Genomic DNA, 17,150 nt, shown 5'->3' on the forward strand with positions numbered 1-17,150 from the left:
AAAGTTTAGGAGGTTTAAACAAAGTTAGGAGGTCTTTGTTTATGCTTCTAGTATAGCTGGCCTATCTTAAATAAAGCTTAAGTTCTCTGAGTATTGATGATTTTGGAAATATCACCACTTAGAATCTCAAAAATATCTGACAAATTGCTGGCTTACTACTATCCGCTTTGTCGCAGAACCAACTATTGTGGCATCGCTCATCCTTTACGTAACTCAAGGATTTGGTCATAGCGCTCTTCTTCATCAATATGATGGGCTATTTCTAGTACCGTGATCGGCAAAGAAAAGATTAGGTCTCTAACCAGACGACTATTTTTTTCGTCCAAAGCTGATGTCACTTCGTCCGCTAATAAAATATCCTTCTCGCGTAAGAGAAAACGAGCCAACTCTAATCTGACACGCTGACCTCCTGAAATGTTTTCACCATTATTATGAATTTCTACATTCAAAATATCCTGAAATTCATCTATTAAGCCAACTCGGTCCAATACCTCCAATAATTCATGGTCCTGAAAAGGCTGACCAAAAGTTAGATTATAGCGGATAGTATCGTTAAACAGGAAGGGATGCTGGCTAATTAAACCGATATTCCCTTGGAAATGACTCGTTATTTGATTTCCATCATACTGAACGAAAATGTCACCCTCATCACATACTTCTTCTCCTAAAATCAAGCGAAAAAGAGTCGTCTTTCCAGACCCGCTCGGTCCTTTGATTAAGACCTTCTGACCTACTGAAATCGTCGCCGTCAAATCAGAAAAAAGCTGACGTTCAGCAAAACTTTTTGAAATATGATTTAAGCGCAACGATTCGAGATTTTCAACAAATTGATCCTTTGTCTCTTCGAAATCAGGTTCTTCCTCGATAATCTTAAACAGGCGGTTCGCAGTCGGCAAGGCACCTTGGAGATTGGCTACACTGTACATCAGAGTTTGGATCGGTTCTACCAGCATCCCCGCAGCAACATACATAGAGATGAGGCTTGTAATAGAAATAGAAATTCCCTGTAAACTCAAATAAAAGCCTAAAGCAAGAGGAACAACCTGACTAAAAAAGACCATAAATCCATTAAAGAAAAAAATAATATTATGTGTGAAACAAAATCTTTGGATGGCTTTTTGATATTCTCCGTTTAAATCATTCACGCGCTCTTCATTCAGCCTCATGGCCTGATTAATCCGTAAGGTTTGGCTGCCTTGCATACTATCCGAGACAAGCCCATGTAATTTCGTTCTAAGCTTGGACCAGCTGTCTCCCGAATCTTGTAAACGACGATTCATGATGAACTGAGGAATAGGTCTCATAATCGTAAAAATGACAAAAATAAGTCCTAAGAGAAAATTTTGTGAAACAATATAAATGGCTGTAACAAGGGCGACAAATCCCCAACTCACCATAACATTTATATTTTCCAAATAATTATCGCCCACATATTCCATATCTTGAGTTAGCAGACTAACTTTTTCATCATTGGAAAATTTAGGATTCAATATGACTTTCTTAAATAAAAGGGCACGGACACTTTTGTTGATTTCTCTTCGGAATATATTGTGCGAATAGTTTGAAAACAGCATCAGACTATAAATAACAAGATAGACAGACAAACCAAATAAAACAAAATTGAGAATTTTTCCATAAGAAAGGCCGTTTTGATCTAACTTCAAGGCCTTCGTTAAAATCAGAGGTTGCGCCAACACCAAACCACTATTCACAATACGCCCTAAAAAAATAGGAAAAAGATACTTCTTATCAATGTACTTATAAATATTTCTCATAATTATCATCCATCAAAATAGAGGGCTAGCACAACCCTCTTCTCTAATTTATTTAAAATCGTGATTATTTACAATCACAATTATAGTTAAATACTCTAGGTTTAGCATTCATTTTGTCATCGAATTTGTTATTCACTTTAACCTTCATGATATCTTCCTTAGAAAAAATGAATGATTGGTTTTAGTATTAAAATACAACGTACCATCATCAGTACTATATTTTAATATATATCGTGACAAATTCATATTATCACCTCTTAATCTGTGTGACTTAACCTACAGTAAGTATACACCGATAGAAATATTGAATCAAGCAATATTCAGCAGATTAGAAAAGTTCCAACTTTTAATATTTTGGAAAAGGTTATCCTATAAAAGCTGCAATTTCGCCAACTTCTTGAGCAATATAGGTGGCGCCGGCTTCTTCCAATTCTTCCCTGCTTCCAAAGCCATAAAGGACACCGATAGAATCAAGCTTTTGCGCTTGAGCGCCAAGCACATCGTGCTCCCTGTCTCCAATCATGATGGTATGCGCCAAATCTGTAATCCCATTTTGCTCCAAGGCATACTGGATAACATCGCTTTTTTTACTACGTTTTCTATCCATGGTCGCACCAGCGACAAAGTCAAAATAATCATACAAACCAAAGTGTTTGAGAATTTGAATGGAAAATTCTTCAGGCTTTGACGTAGCTACAATCAACTGTTTGCCAGCCTGCTTGAGAGAAGCCAGCAAGTCAGGAACGCCTAGATAGACCTCATTTTCATAAAGGCCTTTTTCGGAAAAATACTCATGATAGTAGTCAATGGCCTTTAAACATTCTTCCTTAGAAAATCCATAAAAGCGCTCAAAAGACTCCTGCAAGGGCGGACCGATGAAAACTCTCAATGCTTTCTTGTCTGGCACTTGAATCCCATATTTTCCTAAGGCATAGGCCACCGAGTTGGTAATCCCTAGTTCTGAATTGGTCAAGGTGCCGTCTAGGTCAAATAAAATCGTTTGATACATTTTTTCCTCTTTCTGCTTTCAAAAAGAGGCTGGGACAAAAGTCCTAGCCTCTCAATTGTCTTTGGATTGTCGAGCAAGACGCAGTGGTTGAGTGGGCTCTACTACGCTGATTTCATCAGCTTTTACAGCCCTACTTAACTGTGCGGAGGTGGGACGATGAAATCGAATTCTAACGAATGACCGATTTCTGTCCCACTCTCTTATCTTCATTTGCTTATAAACTAGACCACACACTTTCAAGGATATTGGTTTGGTCACGATCTGGTCCGACTGAGAAGGTTGAAATGCGCACACCAACTAATTCACCGACACGGCGGACATAGTTGCGGGCATTTTCTGGAAGCTCATCCAAGTGGCGGACACCTGTGATGTCTTCTGACCAGCCTGGTAATTCTTCATAGATTGGTTTGCAACGTTTGAGTTGCTCCAAGCTTGCTGGGTAGTGGTCGATGCGTTCCCCATCCAAGTCGTAGGCTACACAGATTTTCACTGTATCCAAGCCGGACAGAACGTCGATCGAGTTCAAGCTAAGGTTGGTAATTCCTGACACGCGACGGCTATGGCGCATGACAACTGAGTCAAACCAACCAACACGACGAGGACGACCGGTTGTTGTCCCATACTCATGGCCGACTTCACGGATCCGATCCCCCACTTCATCAAAGAGCTCTGTAGGGAATGGTCCGTCACCAACACGGCTAGTGTAGGCTTTACATACACCGACAACCTTGTCGATCTTGCTTGGGCCGACACCTGATCCGATGGTCACCCCACCTGCGACTGGGTTTGAAGAGGTTACAAATGGATAGGTTCCTTGGTCGATATCCAGCATAACCCCTTGGGCTCCTTCAAAGAGCACGCGCTTGCCGTTATCCAAAGCATCGTTCAAGATAACAGAAGTATCGGTTACATATTGCTTGATTTGTTGACCATATTCATAGTATTCTTCGAAGATATCGTCAAATGACAGAGCCTCTGCATCATAGAGTTTGGTAAATTGACGGTTCTTTTCTTCCAAGTTGATACGAAGACGTTCCGCAAAGACATCACGATCCAATAGATCCGCAATCCGGATTCCCACACGCGCAGCCTTGTCCATGTAGGCTGGGCCAATCCCTTTAATCGTCGTTCCGATCTTGTTGTCTCCTTTAGATTCTTCTTGGAGACGGTCCAATTCGATATGGTAAGGGAGGATGACATGGGCGCGGTCTGAAATGCGCAAACTGTCTGTTGTCACACCTTCTTCATGAAGATAAGCCAACTCTTTGACCAATGATTTAGGATTGATCACCACGCCGTTTCCGATGACAGAAATCTTTTCAGGGAAGAAGATACCTGAAGGAATCAAGTGCAACTTGAACTTTTTGCCATCGATCACGATAGTGTGACCGGCATTGTCCCCACCTTGGTAGCGAGCAATGACTTCTGCATTGGCTGATAGGAAGTCAGTAATCTTCCCTTTTCCTTCATCACCCCATTGGGTTCCTACTACAACTACTGATGTCATAATTCTTTTTCATATACCATAGATAGTTGCCTATCTATGCCTTTCTTCAAACTAAGGGCAGGAGTCTCACCTGCAAGTTTGTCTTACACTCTATTATAAGCAATTTTTAATGTTTTTTCAAGATCCACTCGGCTATCGTTTATTTTTCTCCTTTCTTTTTAAACCAACTTCTCTATGAAACTCGTCTTTTACTTGGAAATTGCTTCTTTCTAGAAATAACGTTCGGAATTTTCTTTTCTTCTCGTCCTTCTTCTGAAACGACTGATTTTCAGAATTCTCCTTGTCCCCACTTTGCTTGATTTGTGCTAAAATAGTAGGTATGGACAAAATTATTAAAACTATCTCAGAAAGTGGTGCTTTTCGTGCTTATGTACTAGACAGTACAGAAACTGTACGAACAGCCCAAGAAAAACATCATACACAAGCTAGCTCCACGGTCGCACTTGGCCGTACCCTCATTGCCAGCCAAATCTTGGCGGCAAACGAGAAAGGAGATACTAAAATTACGGTCAAAGTCCTTGGGACTAGCTCACTCGGAGCTATCATCACCGTGGCAGATACCAAGGGAAATGTGAAAGGCTACGTGCAGAATCCTGGAGTGGATATCAAGAAAACCGCGACCGGTGAAGTTCTGGTCGGACCATTTGTCGGAAACGGAGAATTCTTGGTCATCACAGATTATGGTACGGGAAATCCTTATAACTCCATGACCCCTCTTGTAACCGGTGAAATCGGAGAAGACCTGGCCTTTTATCTGACAGAAAGCCAACAAACACCATCTGCAGTTGGACTCAATGTTCTGTTGGATGACGAAGATAAGGTTAAAGTGGCGGGTGGCTTCTTGCTCCAGGTCTTGCCCAATGCCAAGGAAGAAGAAATCGCGCGCTTTGAAAAACGCATCCAAGAAATGCCTGCCATCTCCACACTTTTGGAATCTGAAGACCATATTGAAGCTCTTCTTGCCGCTATCTATGGGGATGAACCTTTCAAACGCCTCTCTGAAGAAGAACTTCGCTTCCAGTGCGACTGCAGCCATGAGCGTTTCTTGAACGCTTTAGCAAGTCTGCCAGCTAGTGATCTAAAAGAGATGAAAGATGAAGATCACGGTGCAGAGATTACCTGCCAATTCTGCCAAACCCACTACCACTTTGACGAAAATGACTTGGAGGAACTCATTCGTGACAAATCTTAATACGCCATTTATGATCGGGGATGTCGAAATCCCTAACCGTACTGTCCTAGCCCCAATGGCTGGAGTGACCAACTCGGCTTTCCGGACCATTGCCAAAGAACTGGGAGCAGGACTCGTTGTGATGGAAATGGTCTCTGACAAGGGAATCCAATACAACAATGAAAAGACACTGCATATGCTCCATATCGATGAAGGCGAAAATCCTGTATCGATCCAACTCTTTGGAAGCGACGAAGACAGCCTCGCACGCGCAGCTGAATTTATCCAAGAAAATACCAAGACCGATATCGTCGATATCAACATGGGTTGCCCGGTGAATAAAATCGTCAAGAACGAGGCTGGTGCGATGTGGCTCAAGGACCCAGACAAGATTTACTCCATCATCAACAAGGTTCAATCCGTCCTTGATATCCCATTGACGGTCAAGATGCGGACGGGTTGGTCGGATCCTTCTCTAGCAGTTGAAAATGCACTCGCCGCTGAAGCTGCAGGCGTCTCTGCCCTTGCCATGCACGGACGGACTCGGGAGCAAATGTATACGGGTCATGCGGATCTTGAGACCCTTCACAAGGTTGCACAAGCTCTGACTAAGATTCCATTTATCGCAAACGGAGATATCCGTACGGTTCAAGATGCCAAACAACGGATCGAAGAAGTCGGTGCCGATGCGGTCATGATTGGTCGCGCTGCTATGGGCAATCCTTATCTCTTCAACCAAATCAACCACTACTTTGAAACAGGAGAAATCCTGCCTGATTTGACTTTTGAAGACAAGATGAAGATTGCTTACGAACACTTGAAACGCTTGATCGATCTCAAAGGTGAGCACATTGCCGTTCGTGAATTCCGCGGTCTCGCTCCTCACTACCTCCGTGGTACCTCAGGTGCAGCCAAACTCCGTGGCGCCATCTCGCAAGCTAGCACTCTGGCTGAGATTGAAGAACTCTTACAATTAAAAGCATAGAAATACAAAAAGCGAGAGTGGGACAGAAATCGGTAATTCGTTAGAATTCGATTTCGTCGTCCCACCTCCGCACAGTTGAGTAGGGCTGTAAAAGCTGATGAAATCAGCGTAGTAGAGCCCACTCAACCACTGCGTCTTGCTCGACAATCCAAAAATAATTGAAAGGCTAGGACTTTTGTCCCAGCCTCTTTTTATAGATTGTCTGTCTGCAGGCCGAGTTGTTTGACTCTGGCGGTGTAGTAGGTCATGATCAAAAAGAGGTTGGCTGTGATCAGCCAGATGGCCCATTGGTGAATGAAATGCATGAGGATGGCTACACTAATCGCTCCTGCAACAAAGCTTCCAACAACGATTCCGTAATTCATAGCCTGACGCCGATACTCGTCTAAATCTCCCTTTCTTCGAGTGATTCGGTACAAGGCCGTCAGCATCTTGCGGTAATTTCCGGAAGTCATAAAGATCACATAAGGGTGATTTTCGATGAGGCTCCCTGTAAAGGTCAACATCATCATCCCTGTCCCAAAAGCAATAAAGGGAACTTCTACAGGTGGTATGACAGACACCAAGGGAATCAGGAGTGTCACCACAAACAAAGGAATCAACATCTTGGTCCGCCAAAAGGCTGTCTTGCGATATTCTTTGATATGGAGGGCAACCAAAAAGCCGATCGAGAAAAATAAAATAGATGAAAAACGCATGATGGTATTTTCGACACGGGGATCGTGCCAATCAGCGATGAGAAGCAGGAGGTTCCCAGTTTGGGTCGCGACCAAACTCCGGTAGTGCATGTGGCAAAAAACATCGAGGCCCCCTCCGATAAAACCAAGCAGAGCCCCCATCAGTCGTGTATTTTGTGGTAAGATGATTTTTTCTTCCATAGTCGTATCCCTTTTGATTTCAATTATTTTTATTATACCACTTTGCACACAAGTGGAGCAGGAAAAATCAGAAAAAGCCCTTCCGTTACTAAAAGTATGGGAGGGCTGATAGAATGAACCTCGCTCGATCTACTGTTTTAGACGGTAGGTCTTGCGCGGTTTTTTCTTAGGTACTCGCTTGACACCCACTTCTTCCACGAATTCTCCGAATTTTACGAGGAAGTTATTGCTAACGATGGGACGTCCTGGATTGATCAAATTGACCAATTCGGTTGCTTCATAAACGGTGAAAGGCTCCTCTAACAGATAGAGGAAGGTTGGATTCCAGTCGAGACGTCCCTGAATCCGCTTGATCGATTCTTGAATAATTTGATAGTGGTCAAAGGCAAAATCAGAAGCAGCTAAAGGTTCTCCATCAAGTAAACACTGAGACTTCTTGAAATCGACATCGAGAAAAATAACTTCCTTGGCATCATCCCCTGCATGGGCTAAGTCCACTGCTTCTGCCGGCAGATAGACCAAATGGGCGATGGTAATGACCCAGCCTCTGGGATCCCGCCCAGGGGTGGAAACTGTCATGAGTTGTTCCACCTTATTCACTGGAAGATCGAGCCCGACTTCTTCTTTGACTTCTCGGATGCAGGCATGAGTCGCATCTTCATCCTTGTTCACAAAGCCCCCCACCAAGGCGAGGCGGTGTTGATAAGGGTGGGCCTTGCGGCGAATGGCTAAGAGCTTGAGCTGGCCTTCAACAAAACAGTAAGCCACCATGTCCGCTGTGACACTTGGAGTTTCATAAGTTGGCAGATCTTGCTCCTTGTACCACTTGAGAAAGTCTGCTTCACTAGCGACCGTCTCAAAATACTCTTTCTCCGTCATTCCTGCTGGAATTGAGAGACTTGCCATCTAAGCCACCTCCTTCTTGAGGGCTTTGGTCCATTCTAAGAAGAAGGGAACGCTGGAAAGAAGCAGGAGATAGATCCATTGAAAGGCTGTACGTCCCACAAAAAGGTCCTTCCACAGGAGTTTCATAATATTGACAAAGCCTTGCTTTTTCGCTTCTTGGTGAACATTTCTAAAGTCTTGGCTAAAAGTTGCTAATTTTTCAGATAGATTTTTCATAAGCGGCTCCTTAGTCGGCTTGGTAAATGGCATCGATCACCTTCTTGGCTTCTTCGTAGTTGCCGAGGTAGTCTGATGCGAGGAAAGTGGTCGGAATGTTTCCTAGGTATTGCTGGCGCAATTGGTCCAGGTAATTTGAAAAGCTGGTGCGGATCTCTTCGTCAGCCATGGTCATATCTCGGAAACCATCATTGACATAAGAGCCGATCGGCTGTACAAAGAGGATCAAATCCCATTTTTCTTTGGACAAAATACTGACAAAGAGGTTGTCAAAGGTATCGGTCATGCTGGTATCCTGGCCTTCGACTTCCATATAGTAGTCGTAATAACCCTTGGTCACCAGGGAATTGGTATCGGCGATGACAAGGCCTCGATTGGCACTACTATCGATGAGCTTAGAGGTTTGATCATACTGTCCTAAGAGTAGGTAATAGTAATCTTTTGGCGTGAGCTCATCATCTCGAACATTGTTCTTGATCTGGTATTCACGGGCATACTCAAGACTAACAGGTGCATCGTAAAAGCGAGCCAAGTCCTTTGCAAGGGTCGTTTTCCCGTTGCTGGCGCTCCCCATGATCAAGACTTTTTTCGTGAACTGGCGACGGAAGGGCTGGGCAATGTATTTCCAGTATTTGCTGGGATTTTCCCGGATCATGGTAGCAGAGATCCCGAAGCGGCGCTCTTCTAAGTGAACTTCAAACCCTCTAGCTTCCAACTCTTCCTTGTAGGCTTTCTCCCCTACATAAAAGATCAACTCTTCTGTCTCTGTTTGATACTGGATGGTGTCAAGGGCTGTTTGTAACCAAGGCTCCCAGCCCAAGGGATAACGAGGAAGTTCTGTTTCATCTAGCTTATAGACTTGGGTCAACTCATCATTAGAGAAGGCTTCCCGGATATAACGGAAGCGTTTTTGTAAGGTCAATCCCACTTCTTCGCCACGGTCCCCTTCATAACCAGATACGATGACACGAACGCGATCACACTGACGCTTGGCCCGCTGGATCAGGTCAATATGCCCTTGATGAAGAGGCGCAAAGGTTCCAAAAACCAGGGCAATTCTTTCTTTTTTCATATAAACTCCTTTTTATAATTTTTTATAAATAGATTTTCTTTATGTTTTTATTATAAACTATATTTTCTATCTGTCAATAGTTTTTTATAAAAAAATATATTTTTCTTCAAGTCAACAAAAAAAGATCTGAAAAGAGAAGTTTCTCCTTTCAGATCTTTCGAATTTTATTCACGAGTGAGGGAGTGGCTGACACCATCTTTCAGAACCGTCACACTAGATACAGAGCCATCTTTTCCAACTACGATATCTAGAGTCGCTGCAGACCCATCGCCTGCTGAGAGATTAGCATGGTAATGACCATCATCCAAGGTATAGTTATAAGCACTGATACCATAGGCTACGGGTTGGCCCCCAGGAAGTTGGATGGTCACTTGACCACCTTGGCCAATAGTGACTCCAGTGTCGCGTTTGTCAGACCAATTCCCAGCTGCTGCAGAGAAATCCCCTGCTGCTACAGAATAGACTCCCTTGTATTGGGCATTCTCTGTAGCAGAAGCTTGCTTCTTAGCATGGGCATGGCCGTCTTCTAGACTTGGCAATTTTGCTTTCGCTGGTGTTGCTGGAGTGGCTACTTCTTTTGTTTCTTTTGTTACGGGTGCTGCTGGTGTCGCTTCTTTAGCTGGAGCAGGTGTTTGACTAGCTGCTGCTTGGTTATTTTTGCTACCAACAGTATGACTTTCTTCTGATTTGCTATCAGAGGATGAAGAGGCAATCGGATCTTTACTAGTGATCACTTTTTTCTTAGAAGAAGAACTTGTTTGTTTAACCTGACTGGTCTTTGAACTGCTTGCTTCTGAAGTTTTTTCTTCTTTATTCCCGCCACAAGCTCCTAGGAAAAGACTAGCTGTAAGAGCTAGCGCTGCTAGGGAAATGATTTTTTTGTTTTTCATAACAGAACCTCTTTTTGTAACATTTGTAATATTTTGTAACATTATTGTAACACTGTTATATGAGGCTGTCAATAGTTTCTCAAATATTTTTCTAATTTGAAAGAAGTTTTAGGCAAGTTCCTAAACTTTAGCAAAAAAGAGGCTGGAACAAAAGTCCTAGCCTCTCAATTATTTTTGGATTGTCGAGCAAGACGCAGTGGTTGAGTGGGCTCTACTACGCTGACTTCATCAGCTTTTACAGCCCTACTCAACTGTGCGGAGGTGGGACGACGAAATCGAATTCTAACGAATTACCGATTTCTGTCCCACTCTCTTCTCATTATTTATACACTTCTTGATAGAATTCGATCTTGTCTCCTTTTTTAACGGTGGTTTCAGCAGCACCTTTTGGAGCCATTTCGCCATTGATCTTGTACATCCAGTAAAGGCCTTTGGCTTCGTCTTGGCTGTGACCGTCAATCGAGGTGATCATGCCATTTTTTTCTTCAATCTTGTAGTTGGCTTTGAGCACTTTCATGAGGTTGCTCTCTTCTGCTACTTTCAAGGTTTTCGATTGCACTTTTTGACCTTCTGGCGTCACACTAATCGTAATCGAAATTTCGTTTTTCTTGGCAACTTCTGCGCTAGAAGCAGTTGTTTGATTGTTTGTGCTATGAGACGGAGCGCAACTCGCTAAAAGAAGAGCTGCAAGTAAGGTCATCAAGCTAGAAATGGTTTTTTTCAACATAAAATCTCCTAAAGATTTGATAGATAATGGGATAGAAAATGATCGTCGACAGAGCATGGGCAAGGTTAAAACTAAAACCATTGACCAAAGCATAGGTCCACCAAGGAATATGGTACATCAAGGCATAAACACTATCGATCAAGACCCCATAAGCAAAGGACAGTAAGCCCACAAAAAGGATCTGAAGGACAAAGGGCAACCACTTGTAACTGATGCGCCAAATGAGCATCAAACAGCCAAAGGCGACAATCTGAAAGAACACAATCAAGCTCATCCCCAGGAAAAAGGCGGAGACAAACATGGTGATCATCATCACAAGAAAAGCAAAGCTATACCCTTCAAATATCACCAAGAGAAAGAAGATAGCAGAAATAGGTTGGACATTTGGGAAAGGGGCAAAAGCCTGACGTAGAGCGACACAAAGGGCCGCCAAAAGCGAAATACGGGTTAATCGCTGAAGCGTCATGACGTCCTCCTAGACAATCTCGAACTTGATCGTTCCGGCTGTCGTTCCAACCTTGATGGTTTGACCTTCTTGGGCTTGGCCTTTCAGCAATAGCTCTGCTAGTTGATCTTCCACTTCGGTCTGCAAGACACGACGGAGTGGCCGAGCTCCCATTTCTGGATCGTAGCCTTTGGTTGCTAGCAACTTGAGCGCTGAAGGCTGGAATTTGAGGGTCATGCCTTGTTCGGCCAAGGTCGCAATGAGCGGTTTGACCATGACTTTCACCACCTGCTGCATGTCCTCGCTTGAGAGACTATGGAAGACTACCTTTTCATCAATCCGGTTGATAAACTCTGGACGATAGGTCTTCTTCAACTCTTCAAACATGCGTTTTTCCATATTAGCTTGATCAAAGCGGATATCTTTGGCACCAAAGCCAACTGTCTTATCATCCCGAAGGGCTGTTGCTCCCAGGTTTGAGGTCATGATGATAATGGTATTGGAGAAGTCAATCTTCCGGCCTTTACTATCGGTTAAGACTCCGTCATCCAAGACTTGCAAAAGGACATTGAAAATATCTGGATGGGCTTTTTCCACCTCATCAAATAAGAGGACCGAATACGGTTTGTTGCGGACTTTCTCGGTCAACTCGCCTCCTTCTTCGTAGCCCACATAGCCTGGAGGGGCACCGTTGAGGCGGCTCGCTGCGAATTTTTCCATATACTCACTCATATCAAAACGGATGAGGGCCGATTCATCATCAAACAGAACTTCCGCCAAAGCTTTGGCTAGCTCTGTTTTTCCGACACCGGTAGGTCCCAGGAACATGAAAGAACCGATCGGACGCTTGTTGCTACGGATACCTGATTGATTGCGTCGAATAGCCCGACTGATACTCGAAACGGCTTGGTCTTGACCAATCACGCGCTTGTGCAATTCTGTTTCTAAGTTGAGGTACTTCTTGGCATCGGTTTGAGTCAGTTTTTGAGTTGGAATACCAGATAATTGGCTCAAGGTCACTAAGACATCTTGGTCAGTGACTTCTTTTTTGTAGACAATGGGAGCGGCCTCTACTTCTAAGAGTTGGGCTGCTTTCTTCCACTTGCCGTCCATCAAGGCCCGATCCAAGGCGGTCAACTCTTCTTTTACGTGACCGTTGGAATCGCGGTTTTGTACGGTAGCTGCCGCTTCATCCAAGAGATCAATGGCTGAATCTGGCAATTGACGGCTGGTCAAATAGCGGTGGGCATATTTGACAGCTGTTTCGATCGCTTCATCGGTAATGACCACATGATGGTGGTCCTGGTAGGTCTCTTTCAAGCCTTGGAGAATTTGGATGCTATCTGCAACACTTGGCTCTTCAATGGTAACTTTCGCAAAACGACGAGAGAGAGCCGCGTCTTTTTCGATATGCTTTTGGTACTCATCTTGAGTCGTAGCCCCAACTGTACGCAAGGTTCCTCGTGCCAGGGCTGGTTTTAGAATATTGGCTGCGTCTAAGGTCGAATCAATGCCCGATCCTGACCCCATAATGGTATGCAGTTCATCGATAAAGAGAATCACGTGACCGTCTTCTTCGATGTCCTGGATAATATTGTTCATCCGTTCTTCAAAGTCCCCACGGAAGCGCGTCCCTGCCACCACATTCATGAGATCCAGCTCCAGAACACGCATTTGCGCGATTTCAGCTGGAACATTGCCACTAGCGACACGCTGGGCCAGACCTAATGCAAGAGCAGTCTTTCCGACCCCTGCTTCTCCCACCAATACAGGATTGTTCTTGGTCTTGCGGCTGAGGATTTGGATCATGCGTGAAATCTCTGCATCCCGGCCGATCACAGGCTCGAGCTGACCTGCACGCGCCATTTCTGTCAAATCACGGGTATAGTCTTCAAGACCTCCACTTGTACTTGGGGGCATGCCCATCATATTCCCCATAGTTTGGCGGTTAGGGTTTTGGGCCCGATAAAGACTCCGGATAGCTTTAATATCATTTTTGTCCCAGCCTGCCTTGTCTTCTAGATTCTTTCGAAGGGAAGCAATGGGAACACCCTTGTCTTGCTCTGTAAAGGCAAAGCCGGCAAACTCCATGACTTGGCTAGCCAAGGTCCCACGGTCCGCTAGAAGAGAGAGGAGCACATGCTCTGTTCCCAAGGTCTTGGCATGAAGGACCTGGGCAATCTCCTTTGCGTGCTTCATCATCGCTTCCATCCGATAAGAAAATGGGAAGATTTCATACCGATTGTCGCTTTGAAAAGCCTGGCCTGTAATATGCTCCGCTGCATCCTGAAATTCGTCAATCTGCATAGGATAATCGTTGAGTACAGAACCTGCCACGCTATAGGGATTATTGGCCATGGCCGTCAAAAGATGCCAAGTATCTAAGGTATTCCCTTGGTAGTGGCCTGCTAGTATTTGGGCCGCTTCTATACTTTCTAACAGTGCTGTTGAATAGTTCATCTAGTCGGTATTTCCTTTTCTATCTACTTGTTGAATGATTTTTTTCAGCATATCGGCTCGTATGATGAGAGCATCTCGACCTAGAACCTCATCGGAGGTCGTCGCAAAGAACAGCTGAGTCTCACGTTTTGTTAATAATTTTTCTTCATGGAGCATCTGGAGGATATCATGGAAGACCTGCTGGCTGATGGTCTCTCCAATATTGGCTGCCAAGTCTTGAAGCATCTGATGGTGATCTGAAAACTGGACCTTGCCAATGCGGATATAACCGCCACCACCGCGTTTACTTTCTACAATATAGCCTCGACTCTCGGTAAAGCGGGTCTTAATGACATAGTTAATCTGACTAGGGACGACCTGAAAGACATCTGCCAACTCACTTCTTTTGAGCTCTGCCATGCCAGCTTGAGCCAGCAAGGCCTTGATATAAGCTTCAATGCTATCAGATGTGTTCTTATTTGCCATGATGCTCCTTTCTGACTTGTTTTCTTCTAGATAGATGCTCTACTCTTTAGCGCATAAAGATGCCCTTGGAGTGTTTGTTTTGATCATTGACCTTATTTGACTATTATACAATTTTTATGGCTGTAAATAAAGCAAAGACTCTATGGAAATAGGAATCTCTTAAGAAGACAAAATAAAAGAGGTTAGTGAGAACTAACCTCTTATGAGAAGAATCAACTACTCTCTGCGACGAGCGAATTTCTCACCACATTCACAAAACCTTTCTTTGAATATCGGTTTAAGCTTCTTTCCATTTCGACTGTTGAACGACTTCTTCCATCACTTGGACTGTCAGCTCTGGAATAAAACCAACCAGACTTCCTTGATCCGGATGCAACAATTTGACCTTAAAGTCATAGACATCTGTCGCCTTGCCTGAAAAATCAAGGGTTGGGACTTGGACTGTTTTTTCTGTCTCTCCATCTGCAAACTCAAGAGTGACGTTGGTATCTTTGTAGACCTTGCCATGAACCCCTGTTCCTGGTTCTGTGATTAATTTAAGACTAGTGCTTCCTTTAGAACCGCCTTTTCTCTTGACGACGATTTGCGCTGGGTCGCCTTTCTTAACGGCTAGGGTTTGCTGGGCAAACTCAAAGAGACCCTTTTCTTGGTTATTGAGGGCATAAATCCCTTCCGTTGCGATCGCATCTCCCTTGCTATTGACCAAGGTCAAAGTATGGGCTCCTGCTTTCAAATCCGGTGTTTCATAGACCTTTTGGCTGCGTTTGCGGGTTGGACTTTGGGTATTAACCGTCGCTAGTTTTTGGCCATCGACATAGACATCCATTTCCCCATGACCAGGGTCTACGGTTGCGACGACATAGGCTTTGGTGCCTTCAAACTGATAGGTCACCGAAGCTCCCTTTTCCTTGGTCCACATAGAGGTGCCTCGAACGCATTCTCCCTCTTCATTCCATTGGCTATTGGCACGATCAGCAGTCCGGTCAGAATGATAGGCCAAACCAAGCGGATAGCCATCCGTTTCTTCAATGCTAGCTGGCGTCTTATAGACAGAGACGCCGTTCAAGATTGGAGTGGCTTGGGCATCGGTGATGGACACCCGGAGGTAGCGGCTATCAACTGGTTGCCCTTTGATCAAACGGCGGTATCCAACGGTTGACCCAGCCCCAAAAGGAACCCATTGCCCATTCACCGCTACATCGATGGTGAAACCGGAAATCCGTTGGCCTTTCTCGATAGTTTCTTTGAGCTCTACCACATCAAAATATTGCTCTTTTCCAAGATCGAGGACAAAAGAGCCGGTCTTGGCATCATCAGCAGGGGCCCAACTGGTTTTTTCATCGCCATCTGTTAAATGGCTGGCCTTGTAGAGAACATTGCGCCGTGTCGAGTCATCTTCTACCAAAGCGCCCACCGCATAGTCCACGCTGTAGAGTTGGGCCAGGGTCTGGCGGAATTCTTTCAAACGGGCCACATCCGCATCCGCAAATTTTCCGTCTTGGTTAGGTGGGATATTGAGCAAAAGCGGGGTTCCACGACCAACCGATTTGAAGTAAATGTCCATCAATTCGCGCAAGGACTTAGGCTCTTGATTGTCATGGTAGAACCAGCCGGAGCGAATGGAAACATCGGCTTCTCCCACTGAGTATTGCTTCCCTTCTGGATCCCCGTGATTGAGGTAACTGTTGGATGGATTGTTGCGGATCTTATCTGGATTGACCTTTTGCCAAACCGGATCTCCGGCAATCCCCTTTTCATTTCCAATCCAACGAACATTGGTCGGCTCAGCTGAGAAGATGGCAATATCCCCTTGGGCCTTGCGAATGGCTTCAAACCATTTGTCAAAGGTATAGGTGACTTTTTGAGCCCCATCGCCACGCGCTCCATCCATCCAAACTTCTACGAACTTACCCTTGTTCCCATATTTTGGATCTTCAAGGATTTCTTTGAGCTGGTTGAGGTAGTATTCGTTGTACTGGTCCTCTGTATCCACATGGTAGAGAGGGCTGTGAGCATCCCAAGGGGAGAGATAGACCCCCATGTCCATGTCATACTTGCTGGCAGAAGCAGAAACCTCGGCTAGGACATCGCCTTTCCCTTCCTTCCAACCACTTTTAGCAATGGTATGGTCGGTGTATTTGGAAGGGTACAAGAGGAAGCCATCGTGGTGCTTAACGACCATGATGGTTCGTTTAAAACCAGCATCCTTCAGGGTTTTGATCCACTGGTCGGTATCCAGATGCTCTGGATAGAAATCATAAGGATCTTCTTGCCCATCTCCCCACTCCCGATCGTAGTAGGTATTCATCCCAAAATGGATGAAGGCAGCTAGTTCTTCGCGGTGGTATTGCATCTGAGCCTTGCTTGGAAGTGGTCCGTAATCCGCAATCTCAGTCTCCGCATCTAGAGAAGTGGCTGGTTGGGTGGCTTCTATCCCTTGGCTGACTGTGCGATTTTCTTTCTCACTAGTAGCTACTGAGGTATGCTCTGATTCTTCTTGGTGCTCGTTCACAGCTGTTTCCTCCTATCTTTGCTTTTTAACACATCTCATTTTGATCGCCGGTGACTCTCACTATTTTGAGCTTGCTCATATTTAGTTATTTGAACAAAAAGCCCAAAGATAAGCTAGTGATTGTCTTTATCT

Annotated in this window: 15 protein-coding genes; 2 read left to right on the plus strand and 13 right to left on the minus strand. The window is 44.6% G+C overall.

From position 1 onward, the window contains the following. Positions 1–197: 197 nt before the first annotated feature. From ACESR9_RS04365 to ACESR9_RS04375, 3 genes are all read right to left on the minus strand, one after another. A complete protein-coding gene (locus ACESR9_RS04365) occupies positions 198–1,775 on the minus strand; it encodes an ATP-binding cassette domain-containing protein (protein WP_373105757.1) in 1,578 nt (525 codons plus the stop codon). A gap of 364 nt (positions 1,776–2,139) precedes the next feature. Next, on the minus strand, positions 2,140–2,784 hold the full coding sequence (locus ACESR9_RS04370) for an HAD family hydrolase (protein ID WP_003002091.1): 645 nt from the start codon (positions 2,782–2,784) through the stop codon (positions 2,140–2,142). Between the two features lie 214 nt (positions 2,785–2,998). Next, entirely contained in the window at positions 2,999–4,291 is a 1,293-nt protein-coding gene (locus ACESR9_RS04375) for an adenylosuccinate synthase (protein ID WP_014714023.1), read from the minus strand. Between the two features lie 319 nt (positions 4,292–4,610). On the opposite strand from ACESR9_RS04375, the gene hslO reads away from it, so the two are divergent. Both hslO and dusB read left to right on the plus strand, forming a co-directional pair. After that, positions 4,611–5,483 carry an Hsp33 family molecular chaperone HslO gene (gene hslO / locus ACESR9_RS04380; protein WP_156671706.1) on the plus strand — a complete coding sequence of 291 codons (873 nt, stop codon included), beginning with the start codon at positions 4,611–4,613 and terminating at the stop codon, positions 5,481–5,483. Then, on the plus strand, positions 5,470–6,447 hold the full coding sequence (gene dusB / locus ACESR9_RS04385) for a tRNA dihydrouridine synthase DusB (RefSeq protein WP_003012894.1): 978 nt from the start codon (positions 5,470–5,472) through the stop codon (positions 6,445–6,447). The genes hslO and dusB overlap by 14 nt, the downstream gene beginning before the upstream one ends. Positions 6,448–6,638: 191 nt before the next feature. Here the strand turns inward: dusB and ACESR9_RS04390 are convergent, their stop codons facing one another. The 10 genes from ACESR9_RS04390 to ACESR9_RS04435 all read right to left on the minus strand — a co-directional run bounded on the left by ACESR9_RS04390 (position 6,639) and on the right by ACESR9_RS04435 (position 17,018). Further along, positions 6,639–7,325 (minus strand): YoaK family protein, encoded by a 687-nt coding sequence (locus ACESR9_RS04390; protein ID WP_023919813.1) that lies wholly within the window; start codon positions 7,323–7,325, stop codon positions 6,639–6,641. A gap of 129 nt (positions 7,326–7,454) precedes the next feature. Next, entirely contained in the window at positions 7,455–8,231 is a 777-nt protein-coding gene (locus ACESR9_RS04395) for an NUDIX domain-containing protein (protein ID WP_023919815.1), read from the minus strand. Further along, positions 8,232–8,447, minus strand: coding sequence for a hypothetical protein (locus tag ACESR9_RS04400; protein ID WP_023919818.1), 216 nt, complete (start codon positions 8,445–8,447; stop codon positions 8,232–8,234). Positions 8,448–8,457: 10 nt separating this feature from the next. Beyond that, a complete protein-coding gene (locus tag ACESR9_RS04405) occupies positions 8,458–9,519 on the minus strand; it encodes an AAA family ATPase (RefSeq protein ID WP_023919820.1) in 1,062 nt (353 codons plus the stop codon). Positions 9,520–9,683: 164 nt separating this feature from the next. After that, positions 9,684–10,409 carry a hypothetical protein gene (locus ACESR9_RS04410; protein ID WP_023919822.1) on the minus strand — a complete coding sequence of 242 codons (726 nt, stop codon included), beginning with the start codon at positions 10,407–10,409 and terminating at the stop codon, positions 9,684–9,686. A gap of 319 nt (positions 10,410–10,728) precedes the next feature. After that, positions 10,729–11,136: a DUF4430 domain-containing protein gene (locus ACESR9_RS04415; RefSeq protein ID WP_070506050.1), complete on the minus strand. Its 408-nt coding sequence runs from the start codon at positions 11,134–11,136 to the stop codon at positions 10,729–10,731. After that, complete coding sequence (locus tag ACESR9_RS04420; protein WP_118227762.1) at positions 11,114–11,602, minus strand: ECF transporter S component; 489 nt, start codon at positions 11,600–11,602, stop codon at positions 11,114–11,116. Before ACESR9_RS04420 ends, ACESR9_RS04415 begins: the two co-directional genes overlap by 23 nt. A 9-nt stretch (positions 11,603–11,611) precedes the next feature. Then, positions 11,612–14,041: an ATP-dependent Clp protease ATP-binding subunit gene (locus tag ACESR9_RS04425; RefSeq protein ID WP_373105762.1), complete on the minus strand. Its 2,430-nt coding sequence runs from the start codon at positions 14,039–14,041 to the stop codon at positions 11,612–11,614. Next, a complete protein-coding gene (locus ACESR9_RS04430) occupies positions 14,042–14,506 on the minus strand; it encodes a CtsR family transcriptional regulator (RefSeq protein ID WP_315375926.1) in 465 nt (154 codons plus the stop codon). A 277-nt stretch (positions 14,507–14,783) separates the two neighbouring features. Continuing rightward, the gene (locus ACESR9_RS04435) at positions 14,784–17,018 is read right to left on the minus strand and encodes an alpha-L-fucosidase (RefSeq protein ID WP_373105763.1); all 2,235 of its coding nucleotides are present in this window, start codon (positions 17,016–17,018) and stop codon (positions 14,784–14,786) included. Positions 17,019–17,150 lie beyond the last annotated feature (132 nt).

This window comes from Streptococcus parasanguinis, assembly GCF_964238605.1.
GTDB classification, from domain to species: domain Bacteria; phylum Bacillota; class Bacilli; order Lactobacillales; family Streptococcaceae; genus Streptococcus; species Streptococcus parasanguinis_AJ.